This window comes from Kallipyga massiliensis ph2, assembly GCF_000311985.1.
In the GTDB taxonomy this organism is placed as follows: Bacteria; Bacillota; Clostridia; order Tissierellales; family Peptoniphilaceae; genus Kallipyga; species Kallipyga massiliensis.
The window spans coordinates 282,164-299,334 of the sequence record NZ_HE978586.1; the positions used below are offsets into that span (position 1 = coordinate 282,164).

The 17,171-nt window shown below is 54.8% G+C and carries 15 protein-coding genes, 1 tRNA gene and 1 rRNA gene; 2 read left to right on the top strand and 15 right to left on the bottom strand.

What is annotated here, in order from left to right:
• Positions 1 to 13: 13 nt before the first annotated feature.
• From HGKM_RS07990 to HGKM_RS08045, 12 genes are all read right to left on the bottom strand, one after another.
• Entirely contained in the window at positions 14 to 2,455 is a 2,442-nt protein-coding gene (locus HGKM_RS07990) for a hypothetical protein (protein ID WP_019134831.1), read from the bottom strand.
• The gene (locus tag HGKM_RS07995) at positions 2,433 to 4,562 is read right to left on the bottom strand and encodes an efflux RND transporter permease subunit (RefSeq protein ID WP_019134832.1); all 2,130 of its coding nucleotides are present in this window, start codon (positions 4,560 to 4,562) and stop codon (positions 2,433 to 2,435) included. Before HGKM_RS07995 ends, HGKM_RS07990 begins: the two co-directional genes overlap by 23 nt.
• Before the next feature lie 216 nt (positions 4,563 to 4,778).
• Positions 4,779 to 5,279 (bottom strand): nucleotidyl transferase AbiEii/AbiGii toxin family protein, encoded by a 501-nt coding sequence (locus tag HGKM_RS08000; RefSeq protein WP_019134833.1) that lies wholly within the window; start codon positions 5,277 to 5,279, stop codon positions 4,779 to 4,781.
• A 78-nt stretch (positions 5,280 to 5,357) separates the two neighbouring features.
• Positions 5,358 to 6,332 (bottom strand): type IV toxin-antitoxin system AbiEi family antitoxin domain-containing protein, encoded by a 975-nt coding sequence (locus tag HGKM_RS08005; RefSeq protein WP_245550634.1) that lies wholly within the window; start codon positions 6,330 to 6,332, stop codon positions 5,358 to 5,360.
• Positions 6,333 to 6,347: 15 nt separating this feature from the next.
• Positions 6,348 to 6,421 (bottom strand) — tRNA-Pro (locus HGKM_RS08010).
• A 560-nt stretch (positions 6,422 to 6,981) separates the two neighbouring features.
• A complete protein-coding gene (mreB, locus tag HGKM_RS08015; RefSeq protein WP_019134835.1) occupies positions 6,982 to 8,040 on the bottom strand; it encodes a rod shape-determining protein in 1,059 nt (352 codons plus the stop codon).
• 23 nt (positions 8,041 to 8,063) lie between these two features.
• On the bottom strand, positions 8,064 to 9,269 hold the full coding sequence (gene metK, locus HGKM_RS08020) for a methionine adenosyltransferase (RefSeq protein WP_019134836.1): 1,206 nt from the start codon (positions 9,267 to 9,269) through the stop codon (positions 8,064 to 8,066).
• A 139-nt stretch (positions 9,270 to 9,408) separates the two neighbouring features.
• Positions 9,409 to 9,903, bottom strand: a complete 495-nt coding sequence (ispF, locus tag HGKM_RS08025; protein ID WP_019134837.1) for a 2-C-methyl-D-erythritol 2,4-cyclodiphosphate synthase — start codon at positions 9,901 to 9,903, stop codon at positions 9,409 to 9,411.
• Positions 9,896 to 10,612, bottom strand: coding sequence for a 2-C-methyl-D-erythritol 4-phosphate cytidylyltransferase (gene ispD, locus HGKM_RS08030; protein ID WP_019134838.1), 717 nt, complete (start codon positions 10,610 to 10,612; stop codon positions 9,896 to 9,898). The genes ispF and ispD overlap by 8 nt, the downstream gene beginning before the upstream one ends.
• Positions 10,605 to 11,879, bottom strand: a complete 1,275-nt coding sequence (locus HGKM_RS08035) for an NAD(P)H-dependent oxidoreductase (RefSeq protein WP_019134839.1) — start codon at positions 11,877 to 11,879, stop codon at positions 10,605 to 10,607. Before HGKM_RS08035 ends, ispD begins: the two co-directional genes overlap by 8 nt.
• A gap of 95 nt (positions 11,880 to 11,974) precedes the next feature.
• Positions 11,975 to 12,196 carry a helix-turn-helix domain-containing protein gene (locus HGKM_RS08040; protein ID WP_019134840.1) on the bottom strand — a complete coding sequence of 74 codons (222 nt, stop codon included), beginning with the start codon at positions 12,194 to 12,196 and terminating at the stop codon, positions 11,975 to 11,977.
• A gap of 7 nt (positions 12,197 to 12,203) precedes the next feature.
• The gene (locus tag HGKM_RS08045; protein WP_154645952.1) at positions 12,204 to 12,683 is read right to left on the bottom strand and encodes a hypothetical protein; all 480 of its coding nucleotides are present in this window, start codon (positions 12,681 to 12,683) and stop codon (positions 12,204 to 12,206) included.
• Between the two features lie 183 nt (positions 12,684 to 12,866).
• On the opposite strand from HGKM_RS08045, the gene alr reads away from it, so the two are divergent.
• Together alr and HGKM_RS08055 are read left to right on the top strand one after the other, a co-directional pair.
• Positions 12,867 to 14,042, top strand: coding sequence for an alanine racemase (gene alr, locus HGKM_RS08050; RefSeq protein WP_019134842.1), 1,176 nt, complete (start codon positions 12,867 to 12,869; stop codon positions 14,040 to 14,042).
• A gap of 8 nt (positions 14,043 to 14,050) precedes the next feature.
• Positions 14,051 to 14,839: a nitrilase-related carbon-nitrogen hydrolase gene (locus HGKM_RS08055; protein ID WP_019134843.1), complete on the top strand. Its 789-nt coding sequence runs from the start codon at positions 14,051 to 14,053 to the stop codon at positions 14,837 to 14,839.
• Positions 14,840 to 14,866: 27 nt separating this feature from the next.
• Here HGKM_RS08055 and HGKM_RS08060 read toward each other — a convergent pair whose 3' ends face one another.
• The 3 genes from HGKM_RS08060 to rrf all read right to left on the bottom strand — a co-directional run bounded on the left by HGKM_RS08060 (position 14,867) and on the right by rrf (position 17,061).
• A complete protein-coding gene (locus HGKM_RS08060; protein ID WP_034580026.1) occupies positions 14,867 to 16,060 on the bottom strand; it encodes a CaiB/BaiF CoA transferase family protein in 1,194 nt (397 codons plus the stop codon).
• Positions 16,061 to 16,145: 85 nt separating this feature from the next.
• Complete coding sequence (locus HGKM_RS08065; protein ID WP_034579912.1) at positions 16,146 to 16,883, bottom strand: glycerophosphodiester phosphodiesterase; 738 nt, start codon at positions 16,881 to 16,883, stop codon at positions 16,146 to 16,148.
• A gap of 61 nt (positions 16,884 to 16,944) precedes the next feature.
• A 5S ribosomal RNA gene (gene rrf, locus HGKM_RS08070) occupies positions 16,945 to 17,061 on the bottom strand.
• Positions 17,062 to 17,171: the final 110 nt, after the last annotated feature.

The window sequence follows — 17,171 nt, forward strand, 5'->3', positions numbered from 1 at the left end:
TCCTTTCTGCCAATTAGCGGAAGAGGTCGAGGAACTTATCCCAAAGGGATTTTTCTTCCTGGACCGGGGCCGGGGTGACCTCTTCTTCTTTTTGAATGCCATCCGACATGTAGACAAACTGAACCAGGCCCAGCTGGGTGTTCTTCTCGGAGGTGAAGGATTCGGCATGGAAGCCTTCCTGGGTGAACTTTCCTAAGGCCTCATCCATCCGGTCCTGGGCCTCTTGCGCCATTCCGCCGGTTTCCTGGGCCATCTGACCGGTTCCGCCGGCAAGCTGGTCGATCCCGCCCAGATAGCGGGCCAAACCCTCCTGATAGCCGGCCATCCCCTCCAGGGCGGATCCCAGGCCGCCGGAAAGAGTCTCCAGTCCCGCTGCCAGTTCCTTTTGGCCGCCCAGGAGCCGGTTATGGTTGACCAGGATGGTGTCAATTCCGGCCTTGAGCTCTTGGATCCGGCCCATCTGGCTGAGGTCCAGGCCCGACCCGGCTGAGGCAAACTTCTTGATTCCACCGATGAGTTGGTCCTGGCCGTCTTTAATTTGGCCAAAGCCGGACACCAGCTTCCCGCCCTCCTGGTTCAGCTGACCCAGGCCTGTTTGAATGTCCTGGGCGCCCGGATAGACCTGGTCAACCAGGGCATCAAGGAGGGCATGATTTCCCCCCACATACTGGCTCAGCCCCTCATGGAAGGACCGGAGGCCCTGGTTGAATTCGCCCATCTTCCCCATGGCTGCAAGCATTTTCTCCAGGTTTTCATCCTCTAAAAGGGCCTGAACCTGGCCCATAGATTCCTCCATGGAGGAGAGGTTGGCCTTCAGGTCCTCCATGTCCTTTTGGGATTCCTGGATCTTTTCCTGGTAGTCCGCCAGGCCTTGGCCCAAGGATTGGTTGATTCCCCCGACTTGACTTTGGACCTGGCCCAGGGTTCCCAGAAGCTTTTGAACCGCAGGATTGGCCAGGTCTTCCTGGCCCAGGCCCAGCTGGCTGATTAGGGTCTCTTGGTTGAGGGAGGATTCCAGCTTGACCAGCCCTTGTCCCAGGGTTTTCATCTGGTCTATCATGGGCGTGGGGTCCATTTTCTTCACTTGGTCTTGGAGGGACTGGAGTCCCTGGGCCAGGACCTGAAAGTCCTGCTTGAGACCGGCAAGCTTGGCCGGATCCAGGGAGGGTTGTCCTTCCGGAAGCGGGTTGGATAAAGCATCCACCATGCTCTGTGAAGCCTGGAGGAGGTCCTCCCCGCCCTTCTTCAGGGCAGAGGATTGGTCGACGAGGGCGCCCAATCCCTGGGTGAATTCATCCTGACCCCGGGCCAGCTGACCCACCCCCCCGGTATAGGCGGATAGGCCCTGGCTGAAGGCGGTCATGCCCTCTTCCAATTCCTTTGATCCTTCCTCCAGCTTACCTACACCCTGGGTTAGGTCACCCAGGTTACCCCCAAGGGCTTCCACCTGGTCGACCAGGCTACCGATCGCTCCGGCATACTGGCTCAGGCCCTCCTGGAGCCGGGTCTGTCCCTGGATAATGGTATTTTGCCCTTCGGCAGCCTTGCTTGCCCCTGTCCGAAGGGCTTCCATCCCGGCATAGAGGTCTTTTGTCCCTTGGCTAAGGGCTCCGCCCTGGGAGGCCAGGGTCTTTGTCCCGGTATCAAGGTCACGGATGCCGGTCTCCAGCTTGCTTAGGCCGGAGAAGACTTCCTCCGTATCCGGCAAATCCACATCCATGGAAAAGGGGATACCGGCCATGGTGATGGCCTCCATGGCAAAGTCACGGGCCTTTAGTTTAACGGTAAAATCCAGATCCTCGCCGGGAAGGGCCAGGAAAGTCAGGGACTGCTTGGACCCTTGGTAGGCGACCTGGGCCTTGCCCCCATCCAGGACCTCCACCTTGTTGGTGTCAAAGCTGAGGGTCAGCTGGGCCATATAATAGTCCGTATAGGCAGCCTTGGCCTTGTGGTTGGGGCGGACCTTCCCCAGCAATTCCACCTCCCCCTTCTGCCCGGCTAGTTCCTTGGGCTCCAGGGTCTTCCCATCCAGCTTGTATTCTAAAGAAAGGAGCCAGGGAAGTTCCTCCTTTGGTGCATTCCCCTGGTAGAAGAATTGACCGGCCTTGACGGGGACCCGGATCTTATCCCCCTGCCGGCTGATCTCCTGGTCGTTGGTCAGGTTGACCAGGCTCTCATAATTCCCGTAATCCAAGATTGTCGTATCTTCCTCCGGACGGAAAGCGTTGACCACATGGACCGACTTGGTCTTGCCCCTATTGTCCATGGAGACATAAACCACCTCGTCCTTGGGGGTGTTTTTCGCCGTCTCTGAGGCAGCCATGACCGGCAGGGAGCCCCCAACCAGGACCATGGCCAAAAGAACCGCCAGGAAGCGCTTTGTCAATTTCATGCCCAGACTCCTTTCAAAAAAAGCGTATTTACCGCCGTCATTATTCCTTGATTTCCGGTCCATGACCCGCCTCCTTTATGTCCGCTAGGCCCTTCCCGGGGAAGAAGTGGATGCCCCGGGTGGCCTTTTCCACCAACCCATCGAAGAAATAGAGGAGGGCCGGAAGGAGGAAGATGACCATAAAGAGGGAGAGGAGGGCGCCCCGTCCCAAAACTGTTCCGATCTCTGAGACCACCTCCAAAGAAGAGAACTTATAGAGGAGGAAACCGGCCAGGGCCAGGATGAAGGCGGGCGGGATGATGGACCCATAGGTCTTCATGCCGGACTGAACCAGGGCCTGATCCTTAGGCATGTCCTCCCGGAAGTGGAGGTAGTGGTTGGTGTAAAGGATGGCGTAGTCCACCGTGGCCCCCAACTGGATAGACGAGATGATGAGGTAGCCGATGAAGGTGAGCTCGGTGTTGGTAAAGTAGGGGAAGGAGAGGTTGATCCAGATGGAGAGCTCGATGGTCAGGACCAGGAGAATGGGGAGGATGAGGGACTTAAAGTTGATGGCAATGACCATGGCGATGGAGAGGATGGCCAGGAGGTTAACCAGACGGTTGTCCTCCTGGATGATGTCCTTCATGTCCTTGAGGGTGACTGAATGGCCCAGGATATGAGCCTGGTCCCCATAAGCCTCATTCGCCAGGGAACGGACTTGGTCGACCAGGGCGAAGGCCTCTTCCCCCTCCTTGGGGGAGGTGGTGTTGACGATGATCCGGTCATAATTCTCGCTCATGAGCTCTTTGATCGCCTGGCCCGGGAGAACTTCCACAGGGATCCCCTCCCCTACCATCTCCGTATAGGAAAGGATGGAGGTTACCATGGGGAGGTCTTGAAGGTCATTCACCAGGCCTCTTTCCCGCCCCATATCCCCCTTGGGAACCAAGAGGACGATTTGGGTATTGGGCTTAAATTTTGAGTTGATAAAGTCCGCATCCTTTTGTATCTGTGAATTCTCAGGGAATCCCCCCATCCCATAGGTGAATCGGTTGGACCGGGAGGCCAGGAAGGCCACCGGAACCAAAATGACCAGGAGGATGAGGATGAAGCGCTTTTTATAGACAAAGGTCGATAGTCCCTTAAAGCTGGGCAGAAAGGACCGATGGCTCAGTTTTTCTTCCCACTTTCCGAAAAGAATGAGGAGGGTGGGGAGGAAGAAGATGACGCAGAAAAGGGAGAAGGCCACCCCCTTAGCTAAAACTAGGCCCAGGTCCATGCCCAGGCGGTAGCGCATGAAGATGAGGGCCAGGAAGCCGAAGACCGTGGTCAGGGCCGAAGAAACGATGGAGGAGGACGATTCGCAGATGGCTTCCACCAGGGCTTGGTCCCGGTCCATCCCGGCTTCCTTATTCCGCGCCCAGGCGTGGAGGAGGAAAAGGACGTAGTCCATGGAGACCGCCAGCTGGAGGATGGAGGTCACCGCCATGGTGATGAAGGACACTTCGCCGAAGAAGATGTTGGTCCCCAGGTTGAGGACGATGGCTACGGCCAAGGTCAGCAGGAGGAGGAAGGGATCCAGCCAGGACTGGGTGGAAAAGAGGAGGATGAGGACGCCTAGCGGGATCATCAATGAGGTGATTAGGAGGACCTCCGAGGAAGTCGCCTCCTGGCTCATGGTCTGGTCTACCAGGTCCCCATCATAATAGGCCTGGATCCCCTTGGCGTTGGCCAAATCCTTGATCTTGGCCAGGCTATCCTTGGCATTCTTTGTCTCTACCGTCACCTGGAGGAGGGCCGTCCCCGTCTTTCCATCCGCATTCGGTTGGTAATATTGGTCCAAGAGGGTCGGATCCACCAAGTCCAGAGGCTGGTTCAAAGACACATAGGTATCCAACCACATGACTCGGGAAACCTCATCCAGTCCGCCCAGGTCTTCCTTTATGCCGGCGGCCTGAGGCAGGGATACGCCTTCCATGACCATCCGCAGATTGGGTACCGACTCATGGAACTCCCCGTCCATCACCTCCAAGGCCCTCGATGACGCCGCCTCCTTGGGCAGGTATTTGGCCAAAGAATAATTCGTCTTCACCTGACCCGCCAAAAAACCACAAAGCAAAACTGCCACAAGAAAAGCAATGAAGATCGGCCGATAATGCTTGACAATAAATTTTGCTACTTTTCTCATATCCCATCCTCACTCTTCCGCCAAAACACCCCCATCCCTAACGTCGATAATAGCGGACAGGAATAAAAAGGGCTCAACTATCACTAGTATTATCACATATCTGAGCAAGATGTGTGAGTCTTTTGTGGATGAGGGCGGGGGAATAATGGAAAGAGATGGTTAATTGAAATAGAATTCAAAATGCTCAGACTGATAAGATCCCTACATTATTTTTATCTAGCCATCAAGTTTTCCCCTGCATTTCCAAAGTGCCATTGGGTGCTGTTCGATACGCAGGAGTATCTCTTTGTCATGAAAAAGCAACTCCGGACGATACTGTTGCTGACGAAATGAAGTCCAGAAAGAAAGCTCTTTTCCATCCGGTGTCAATAGTTCCTGAAGATAGACAATAACCTTCTCATACGCCTGCTGTGCATCAAACCAAGTGCCACGACGTAGTACAGGAATCAAGTCAGTTTTAACACGCTGTTGAGACACAGAAGCGATCTGCTTAAAATCAAAATGATCAGGAACACGGTCCGAACCAATAGCACTATAAAACATGACACACTTTTTTAGCATGGATTCCTTCGACTCATCAAACAGTTCATACTCTACCATTTTATAAATATCGTAAAGGTCGCGTGGGGCTGCTCGATTAAGAAGTGCAACAATTTTGGACCCATAAATTTCTATTGGATGAACACATAAAACACGAAGCTCCTGATCTAGCCACATCAGTTCAACCGCTCTCTTCGTGAGCGTTAATACATGACAAAGCCAAGCCTGCGAGCCTCCTTTCCCAAGGTCATTCTGTCAAATTGCATCATAATCTACCACCCCTTTATCTATCATTTGGATTAGGTTCTTTGGTGCATATAATTTCCATTCCCTATGTAAGACAAAGTCTTGGCCTTCTCTAAATAAATAGGATTTTCCTCCTGGGAGGTGAGATTTACACATGGTAAAAAAGCTCTTAGAGAGACCAAGGTCATGTGCAAAGACCGATAGAATATAGCCTGTCTTTTGATAAAGAAATCCATTGTTATATTCTGTCAGATAGGACATGAGTGCTTTCTCATCAAGCATGGGAATCAGTACTAGACAGCGCAGAAACTCTTCCAGTCCACCAATCTTGTTGAACATATTAATAGAATCAATCACTGTTCGCTCAAGCGTCGTAACGCGAACCTGGTTTCTCCTTGTCACTCCACCAGTAATCCGTGGAGCAACTCGTTGGTATGTAATACCATCATATTCAAAACTCCGGAATCGGCTATCACTTGTCACCAATGTCTCATAAAAGACCTGATTACTATAACCATAGAATTCAAAAGCACTGTGATAAGAAACAGTGGCATCTTCACTGATATGAGAGGCAATGACATAACGGTTAGCAATGGGTTGACGGGTTTCCAAACTAATAGCGACGTATAAATTCCTCTTTACTTGCTCAATATAGCCTTTCTTTTGATACTCCCGACAAATCCATTTTGCAGCCGCCTCACTACCAGTTACATGTTCCAAATCATTTTTACTGAAGCAACCTAATTCCAGTAGCTTTTCATAATATTTCATAATAATCACCTCTCTAATTATATAGTTATTATAACTCACACAGATGGTTATTACTCTCTTTTTGAGTAAAATTAAAAACATTTTGCGCGATATGGTCGAATGCTTATTACTTCGTTCATAAAATAGAAAAAAATTGGCTCCAAAATTGGCACCAAAAAGATTTTTCAGGCCAAACATAAAATAACAGAAACGGCCTGAAAGCCTTGCTTTCAAGCCGTTTCTTTATCATCGGGGCGAAAGGATTTGAACCTCCGACATCTTGCTCCCAAAGCAAGCGCGCTACCGGACTGCGCCACGCCCCGTGAGAAATAAATATACCATAAGGGCGAAAGATTGACAAGACCCACCAAGAAAAAGGGGGTGTCGAATTCCCCCTTAAATGGCCATTTTGGCGGATAAGGGGGACAGACGATTCCCCCTTAAACGGGGATTTTCAAAGATGAGGGGGACAAGCGATTCCCCCTCAAATGGCCATTTTCACAGATAAGGGGGACAAATGATTCCCCCTTAAATGGCCAATTTGGCAGATGAGGGGGACAAACGACTCCCCCTTAAATGGACAATTTGGCAGATGAGGGGGCTTCGCTTGGCCCCCTTTTTCCATGATTTCGTCAGTTAAGGGGGCTTCCAATGGCCCCCTTTTCCCCCGGTTTTGCCAGATGAGGGGGCTCCGCTTGGCCCCCTTTTCCTCTGATTCCGACAGATGAGGGGGAAAAATGATTCCCCCTTAAATGGCTATTTGTCCAGATGAGGGGGATAAGCGACCATCAGCCGTCAGCCACAGCGGGCCCTCGCCCTACCGCCGCGGACGGCGCTTCAAGGGCCCTCGCCCAGCCACAGCGGGCCCTGCAGCCCCCCTCCCCTACCTTCTCCTCAGCTCCTCCCGTTGGATGATCTGCTGGCGGGTGGATTCGGAAAAGAGTTCATCGGAGGGATTCCACTTCTTTAGCCAGTTGAGGGAGGACCCGGTTCCCCGGACAACGGCCGTGAGGGCGTGGTCGGGGTGGTGGAGGTCGATGGAAATCCGGTCATGGAGGAGGCGGTCCAGGCCCTTGATCAGGGAACCACCGCCGGTGAGGAGGATGCCTCGGTCGTAAAGGTCGGCGGCAAGCTCGGGCGGGGTGTTGGAGAGGAGGTCGTGGACGGCATCGACAATGGTCATGAGGGAGGGCCTGAGGGCCTCCGCCATCTCGGTGGAGGAGATATAGATGGACTTGGGCAGGCCATCATCCAGGCTCCGGCCTTTAACTTCCATGGTCTCCTCCATCCCATCGGAAGCGCCGGAGCCCAGCTGGATCTTGAGCTCCTCGGCTGAGCTGTCGCCGATGATGAGGTTGTAGTGGTCACGGATGTAGCGGAGGATGGCCTGGTCAAAGGCGTTGCCGGCCACCCGGATGGACCGGGAGACCACAATTCCCCCCAGGGAGATGACGGCAATGTCCGTAGTCCCTCCACCGATATCGACGATCATGTGGCCACCGGGCTCGGAGATGTCCACGCCGGAGCCGATGGCCGCAGCCAGGGCCTCTTCGATGAGGTAAACCGAATGGACCCCGGCAGCCTTAGCCGCCTGGACCACTGCCCGCTTCTGAACCTGAGTGGCCTCGGACGGAACACAGATGACCACATCCGGGCTCAGGAGGGACCGGCCCATGGCCTTATGGATGAAGTAATCCAACATCTTGGCCGTGGAGGGGTAGTCCGCAATGACCCCGTCCTTGAGGGGCCGTCGGGCGATGATGTTTCCGGGGGTCTTGCCCAGCATCCTCTTGGCCTCTGCACCGACAGCCACAATCTCATTGGAGAAGCTATCAAAGGCAACCACAGAGGGCTCATTCAAAACCACGCCCTGGGACCGGGTGAAGCAGAGAACGGAGGTCGTCCCCAAGTCAATTGCCATGTTTTTCCGTAAATATGCCATCGTTTGGCTCCCTTATCTTCGTTTTACACGCGTTCCTGGTATTTTTTTGCCACTTCCTGAAGGTCTTGGACACGGTCCAATCTCTCCCAGGGAAAGTCCTCATCCTGGCGGCCGAAGTGGCCGTAGGCCGCCGTCTTCCCATAGATGGGCCGACGGAGGTCCAGGGTCTGGATAATGGCCGCCGGACGGAAGTCGAAGACCTCCTGGATCATCGCCGTTAGGTCTTGGTCGCTGTATTTCCCGCTGCCGAAGGAATTGACGTCCATGGAGAAGGGGGTGGCCCGGCCGATGGCGTAAGCCAGCTCGATCTCCACCTCATCCGCCAGGCCGGCAGCCACCATGTTCTTGGCCACATAGCGGGCAAAGTAGGTGGCCGACCGGTCAACCTTGGAGGGGTCCTTCCCGGAGAAGGCTCCGCCGCCATGGTGGGCCCGGTCCCCATAGGTATCGATGATGATCTTCCGTCCGGTCAGGCCCGAATCGGCGGCCGGCCCACCTTTTTCAAAGCGGCCTGTGGGATTGACGAAGAAACGGGTCTCGGAATCCAGCAATGAGGGGTCAATCGTGGGGACAACCACTTTGGTCCAGAGCTCCTCCTTGAGCTCCTTCATGGTGATTTCCGGGTCATGCTGGGCGGAGATCAGGATGGACCGGACCCGGTTGGGCTTGCCATTCATGTATTCCACGGAAACCTGGGTCTTCCCGTCCGGACGGAGGTGGTCAACAATTCCCTCCTTCCGAACCTGGGCCAGGCGGTAGGAAAGCTTGTGGGCCAGGTCTGTAGTCAGGGGCATGTAGTTCTCCGTCTCCTTGCAGGCGTAGCCGAACATGATCCCCTGGTCCCCTGCCCCTGCCTGGAGCCTGGCATCCGAATCCCCTTCACGGGATTCCTCGGACTGGTTAACCCCCTGGGCAATATCGCTTGACTGCTCCTGGATCGAAGAGAGGACGGCACAGTGGTTGCCATCAAAACCCGACCGGGTATCAACGTAACCGATCCGGTTGAGGGTCTTCCGGGTCACAGCATCGAAATCCACATAGCCGGTGGTGGTGATTTCCCCGGTAATAAAAATGATTCCATTCGTAGCCAAAACCTCACAGGCACAGCGTGCATTGGGGTCCTGGGCCAGGGTCTCATCTAAAATCGCATCCGCCACTTGGTCACAGACCTTGTCAGGATGGCCCTCCGTCACGGATTCTGCGCTTAAAACTCGTCTTTCTTCCTTCATCTCTTGTTCAGAAGGCCCCTTCGGATGACCTTCCTGCTCCTTTCTTCCTTATAAAACCGTATCACTTCTATTATATACAAAATCCGGAAAAGAAAATACCAAGCCCTCCCAAAGGCAGGCTTGGTCCTCTCATTTCCTCTTAGTTTTCCTCATCTTTTGATAACAAAAGGAGGCTGGCCATGGCAGCCATCCCTTCTTCTCGGCCGACAAAGCCCAGCCCCTCGGTCGTGGTCGCCTTGACAGAGACCTGGTCGACCCTGCAATCCATGACCTCGGCCAGTTTCTCCCTCATGGCATCGATGTGGGGGGCCAGTTTGGGCCTCTGGGCCATAACCACCACATCCACATTCCCGATGGCGTAACCCCGGTCTTCCACCCGGTCCATGATCCCCCGGAGAAGGAGGAGGGAAGAGATGTCCTTGTACTTGGGGTCCGTGTCCGGATAGAGCTTGCCGATATCCCCCAGGCAGAGGGCCCCGCAGAGGGCGTCCATGATGGCGTGGGTCAGGACGTCCGCATCCGAATGGCCCAGGAGACCTTTTTCAAAGGGAATCTCAATTCCCCCCAGGACGAGCTTCCGCCCCTCCACCAGCCGGTGGACGTCATAGCCCGTCCCCACTCGCATCTTACTCATCAACATCCTCCATAAGCAGGTAACGACCATAGGCCAGGTCCTCCGGCCGGGTCAGCTTGAAATTTTGTCCATGGCCCGGGTAGATGGCCACTTTCCTCCCGATCCGCTCCAGCATCTGGGCATCGTCGGTGACTCTTTCCCCCTCCTCGAGGGGCTTATTATAAGCAGCCAGGAGGGCTTCCTTCCGAAAGATCTGGGGGGTCTGGGCCCGGTAGAGCTGGGCCCGGTCCGGGGTCTCCACAATCTCCCCCCGGTCATTGACCCGCTTGATGGTGTCGGTGACGGGAACAGCAGCAATGCAACCATCCAAGTCTTCCGCCTCCATCCGGTCCAGGCCCCGATCGACCAAGCTCGGGTCCATGAAGGGGCGGGCCCCGTCTTGAACCAGGACCAGGTCCGTGTCCTCATCCAAGGCCTCCAGGCCTTTTTTTATGGTATCCGTCCGCTCCTCACCGCCCTGGACCGGGGTGAAGGTCTGGTCGGGAAAGTCCTCCCTTAGGCGGGGAAGAATGTCCCTTTCCACCCGGCCCATGTCCTCCGGACGTAAGAGGAGGATGTGGTGATGGATCCGACCGGTTTGGGCCAGAGCCCGGACCGTCCGCTCGATGACAGGCATCCCGCCCAGGTCCACCATGATCTTGTTGACCTTCCCCATCCGCTGAGCCCGGCCGGCCCCGGCAATGAGGGCGGTGACCAGGGGCCTAGCCATTGATGTCCCCCGATTCCCGGGCAAAAGTAGCGTCCTGTTGGGCCCGGAGTTTGTAAATGGTCGTGGTGGTATCCAGGTCCACATCCTCCCTGGTCAGGACCTGGCCCGCCTTAACCGGACGGGCCATCTTGGTCTGCCCGGCAACGATACCCAAGGGAACATGGTCCCCCTTAACCAGGTCCTTATGGCTCTCCAGGAGGCCCCGGAGGCAGAATCCACCAATCCCGTCCAGTTCTTCACCGGCTTCCAAGTCCTTCTTGGCCACGCAGACTGTTTCCGCCACCGGTCCACCCGGGAGGGGGGTGATGGCCATCTGGCCCTGGAGGAAGGCCTTGGCGATGGTGATGGGGGTTTCCAGGGAGCCCAGGTGGAAGGGGCGGTAAAAAAGGAAGTGGTCCCCGTCTTTTTTCATCATATAGCTGAGTTCCTCCCGGACCCAGGCGTTTTGGGGCTTGGCAATGACGAAGACTCCGGGGGCAAGACCATCCACATAATCCACCACCCCATAGCGGCTGAGGATCCCCCCCTCATCCTTGGTCCGGAAGGTCTTGAGAGTTTCCTCTTCGCCCCCGGAAATCCCGTGCATGCCGGGGACATCCGGGAGGAAGCCGGTGGCATTAGCCAGGAGGTTCATTTCCGCCATGGTCTTGGTCCCATCCTTAAAGGAAGCCAGCATCCGGGGATTCATCCCCCTTGCCTCCGCCTCTTCCCTGCAGGTCTCCGGATTGGCCCCGAAGTCGATTTTATTGTTCTTCCCCTTTCCGGCCACCAGGACCTCCATCCCCATGGTCTTGGCAAACTCAAAGAGTTGGAAGGTTTCCGCCGGCTCGTCCCCATTGGACCCCGTGTAGATGAGGCCGGCTTCGTTAAAGAGCTTGTGCATAAGGGGGCCGATGGTGACGTCCACCTCCACGTTGAGGAGGACCAGGTGTTTGCCCTCCCGGAGGCATTCCTGGGCAATCTCTGCCCCACCCTCCGTGGTTCCGGTGGCATCCACAACGACATCGACCTCATGGGACCGGCAGATGGTCCGGAAGTCGGTGTCCTGGACTATAGTCCGGTCCTTCCCCGATAGCTTATTGTAGTTTTCTACCGCCTTATCGATCCGGTCCTGGTTATGGTCACAGATGGCGGTCAGGACCATGCCGGGAACCGTCGATAGCTGGGCAACCATGCCCTGGCCCATCTGTCCCGCCCCGATAATGCCCAGGCGAATGGGCCGATTCTCATTTTCCAATTTGAGGACTTCCTCATAAATTCGTGCCATGCTCAATCCCTTCCATAAGCCCCGGATTTTGGTCTGCCCAAGAGCTATCTCCTACATTTATTGATTTTGCTTTTTCTATTGATGGACCCCGCTGTCTAAGAACTAGGGGGATCGTCAGGATCGTAGACCAGGATATCGCCCGGTTGGCAATCCAGGTTCTGACAGATCGATTCCAGGGTGGAAAAGCGGATGGCCTTGGCTTTTCCGGTTTTTAGGATGGACAGGTTGGCCATGGTGATCCCGACCTTTTCCGAGAGTTCCGTCAGGGTCATCTTCCGCTTGGCCATAATGACGTCTAGGTTGACTTTAATACTCATCTTAAGCTCAGATCGTCAGTTCCAGGTCATCCTTCATGTCGGAGGCGTCTCGGACCACCTCGGCAAAAAGACGAAGGACTTGGCTGACCAGAAGAGAAACAAGGAGGCCAATAAAGAGGTAAAGGAGGACCATGGACCGGACACCGGCGATAAAAAGAAGGAGGTCCAGGAGACCCAGGGTCACTTGGCTCACTTCCAAACTCTTGGCCGCCCCCTTGAGAGAAACAAAGATGAAAAAGGAATAGAGTTTCTCTTTATTCCGAAAGACCCGGAAGAAGGCCAAGAAAAGAATGCCGGCCGAGGCCGCCATGGCCATGAGGATGATCCAGGCCATGCAAAGGATCCAGGGGCGGAAGACGGCCAAAGAGGGGTTGTCCAGGGCCATCCGGTGAGAGAGGTCCACTACCGGGCCTAGGGCAATATAAATAATAAATAGACAGATGGCAAGCAAGAGGGCTTGTATCGTAATCATGCGCCAACGTTTCATGGTGTCCCCTTTCTAATTCTTTCCCAGTATAGATGATCTCTTATTGATAATCAAGAATATTTTATTGAATATCAATAAAAATCCGGGCCCGACTTGGACGGCAAGCCCCAAAAAAACTTCACCGTGGTAAAATAAGATGATGTTCTGTCTTGGAAAAAGCAAGGAATTCAGAAAGGAATGACGATGACAACGAGAAACCGCCTTGTGGTCAACCTCAGGGCTTTGAAAAATAACCTCATGGCCCTCAACAGTCGGAAGGAAGAGGGAAATCCGGACGCCAAGGTCTTCGGGGTCGTCAAGGCCAATGCCTACGGTCTCGGCGCCGTCCGGGTGGCCCGGGAAATTGAAGGAGAGGTGGACGGCTTCTGTGTCGCCCTCCCCGAGGAAGCCAAAGAATTGGTGGAGGCCGGCATCCAAAAGCCCATCCTCTCCCTGGGTTACCTTCCCGAGGAGTGGATGGCCTACTATGTGGACCATGGAATCCGCCCCACCCTCTACGACCTGGATTCCGCCAGGGCCTTCAACCGGGAGGCGGAAAAGCAAGGGGTCCGGGCCCCCTTCCACCTGGCCATCGATACGGGCCATTCCCGGATCGGGATCCTTTGGGACGATGAGGACCGGATGGAAAAAATCCGGGCCATGGCCGATCTGGACCATCTCGTTTTGGAAGGGGCCTTCAGCCACTTCGCCTCAGCCGATGAGGAGGATCCCGCCTTTACCGACCGGCAATTCAACCGCTTTCTGGCCGTATTGGGTGAAATGGACCAAGCCGGGATCCGGGTTCCCATCCGCCATATCGCTAACGATGCCGCCCTGATCCGGGACCCCAAATACGTCCTGGACGGAGTCCGCCTGGGGATCTCCCTCTATGGGGAATTCCCCTCCCGGACCATCCGGGACCTCTACCCCATCGACCTGGAGGAGGTGGTGGCCTGGAAGACCATCATTACCAACGTTAAGACCATCGCCCCCGGAACGCCCGTCTCCTATAACCATAAGTGGAGGGCCCCGGCCCCCTCTCGGATTGCCACCCTCCAGGTGGGCTATGCCGACGGCTATGCCCGGAGCCTGACCAACCGAGCGGACGTCCTCATCCGCGGCCGCCGCTGTCCCCAGGTCGGGGCAGTCTGCATGGACCAGATGATGGTGGACGTGACCCGCTTGGAGGAGGAACTCCAAGCAAGGGGTCAGGACCCCCTCTCCGTGGGTGAGGAGGCCTACCTCATGGGTCATGACCCTGCTGAGTGGCCCCTGGATTCCCCGGTCACTCCCCTGGAGCTGGCCGATACGGTCTATACCATCTCCTATGAGATCCTGACCTCCGTTTCCGGCCGCGTCACCCGGGAATACCTGGATTAGGAGGCTCTATGAAAATCACCCTCGTCCAGCTCTCCCCCGTCCAGGCTTCAGATAAAGTGACCGACCCCTACGAGCGAGCCGCCATGGCCATAGACCGGGCGGCCGACCAAGGCAGCCGGATCATGGTCCTGCCCGAGTATTGGAACCGCCCCCTGGGTGCCGACGACCCTGAACTCTATGCGGATGTGGACGGCAAAAAAAGCCGAGCCCTCCTCAAGGAAAAGGCCATGGCCCACGGCTTAGCTATTGTGGGCGGCTCCTGTGCTGTCAAAGAAGATGGGCATTTTTACAACCGCTCCTATGTCTTTGGACCGGACGGCCACTTACTTGTCCAATATGACAAGGCCCATCTCTACTCATCGGATGGGCCCCGCCAGTTCACGCCCGGTTCCGAGCCCTGTCTTTTCACCATTGACGGCACCCTCTGTGGCCTCATCATCTGCTATGACCTGGATTTCGGCCCCTGGATCCGGATCCTAAGAGAGCGGGGCATTCGCCTTCTTTTCGTGGTCTCTTCCTGGCCCAGAGCCTGGCACCACCACCTCCGCCTCCTCCTCAGGGCCAGAGCCCTGGAAAACCAGATCTTTGTCGCCAACGTCAACATGACCACCCCAAGCCTAGACGACCCCGACATGGAAAAAGGCGGCCGGTCCTCCATCATCAATCCCCTGGCCGATGAAGTCCTGGTTATGGACCAGGACCCGGGGGCGGCAACCGTGGATATCGATCTTGCTTTGGTAGATAAGGTCCGTTCGACTTTTACCTTTGAAAACGACAAAAGAAATGACCTCTATTAAAAAACCTTCAGGAATGAGAGATCCCTATTACCTACCGGATAACTCCTCGATCTCATCTTTGCTAAGGCCTAAGGCGCTCAAAACCTCCCGGCTATGGTAACCCTCCGGATAACCCGCATGGACATAGGCGGGCGGCGTCTTGGTCATCCGGATGGGGTTGCCCAGCTGGGTCACTTGGCCCTCTCCAATGGCCAGGGGGACCTGAGGAAAGACCCCTCGTTCCTGGTAATGAGGATCCTTAATGACCTCATCGATCGTTAAGACCGCTTCCACACAAGCATCGGTCTCCCGGAAAATAGCCGTCCACTCCTCCCGGGACTTGGTCCGGAAGGTCGCCCGAAAAGCCGCCTTGACCCCTTCCGGATCCTCCTTCAATATTTTTCCATCCTCCCACTCCGGATAGCCTAAGGCCCGGCAAAGGGCCCGGAAGAACTTCCCCTCCAGGGAGCCCACGCTCATATACCCCCCGTCCTTGGTCTCATAGAAGTCATAGATTCCTCCGCCATTGAGTAAGCCTTCTTCCGGTCCCACCGGACCTTCTCCCGCCAAAAAGGCCGCCCCATCCATGGAAAGGAAGGGGACCAGGCCATCGGCCATGGCGATGTCGATATACTGGCCCTCCCCCGTATTCTGCCGGTGGATGACAGCGGCCAGGATGCCTACCAAGGCATTCATGGACCCGGAAGCCACGTCGGCAATCTGGAAATTGTATAGGGCAGGGCCTCCCTCCTTTCGACCGGAAGAAGACGCGATGCCCGACTGGGCCAGGTAGTTGATGTCGTGGCCCGCCCGGTCTTTTTTCGGTCCGATTTGACCATAGCCGGTAATGGAACAATAAATGAGCCCCGGATTCACCCCAGCCAAGTCCTCATAGGCCAGGCCCAACTTAGCCATGACGCCCGGGCGAAACTGTTCAAGGATAATATCGTAGTCGGCAATTAGCTTCTTGACGACCTCTACAGCCCCCTCCTTCTTCAGGTTGAGGAAAAGGGATTTCTTGTTCCTTCCTAGCCAAGCCCCCACCCCACCGGTCCCCTGACCCGGAAGATCCGGTGACCAATGGGTGACCAGGTCATAGCGACCCGGACCAATCACATGAAGAACTTCCGCTCCTAAATCAGCCAGGACCATGCTGGCATAAGGACCGGGTAAAAGAGTGGTAAAATCCAACACTTTCAGCCCCTCCAGGGCCCTCGTCTTTTTATTGATTGTCTCTGTCATCATATCCCTCCTTTCCTCTATTCTAACAAAGGGCAAAAAAAGAGGGCAATCCCTTAAAGGGAAGCCCTTAGATTTTTATAAGAGATTAGGCATCCTGAAATGAAAGGACCCGACAAGCCTTAGCAACATCATTGGTGATAATATAGTCCGCCCCTTTTTCCTTCAAGAAAACCATGGCTTCTTCATCATCGACAGTATAGGGATTGAGGCCAATCCCATGAGCCATGAGATCTTCAAAATCCTCATCCTCCAAGGTCCGGTAGTTGGGATGGTAGAAGCGGACGCTTCTTTCCCGGCAATAAGCGCCCGGGCGTAAAAGACCCGAATCGGTCAGAAAACCACAGGGAATATCGCATATATCCTGGATCCGCTGGATGGAGTGGTGGTTGAAGGAGGAAAAGATTACCCGTTTCTCCAGAGAAAATCCCCTGACCATATCCACCAGCTTTTTCTCAATCCCCGGATAGGGAAAAATATTCGTCTTCAGCTCAATATTCACGATCAGTGATCCCTTTTGAAGCCAAGCCAGAAAGTCTTCCATTTTGGGGATTAAGAGGTCTTCCTTGGTTCTCTCTTCTCGGACCATCCCATTGGTAAAAAGATAGCCTCTGAGCTCGGCCAATGTCATGTCTTTAATAAAGCCTGAACCATTTGAAGTCCTTTTAATGTCCTCATCATGGCAAATGACCGGTACCCCGTCCTTGGTCAAGTGGACATCCAATTCAAAGCCGGCAATGGGATATTTTGCAGCTTCCTTAAAGGCCAACATGGTATTTTCCGGAAAAGCCTTCGCATACCCTCGATGGGCAAGTACTTGTGTCATATGTTATCTCCAATTTTTTAACCTAAAGCAAAACCCGAGAGCGATTGCTCTCGGGCTTCTTATTTGGCGATTTCCTACTCTCCCAGGTCGTCTCCAACCAAGTACCATCGGCGTAAAGAGGCTTAACTTCTGTGTTCGGAATGGGAACAGGTGGATCCCTCTTGCTAAAATCACCATATGAAGAATGAACAATGTCATTCTTGTTTACCCTTGCACGCACAAATAGTAAAAGATATTTCTGGTCAAATTCACGAGTAATTAGTATCAGTCAGCTTCATACATTACTGC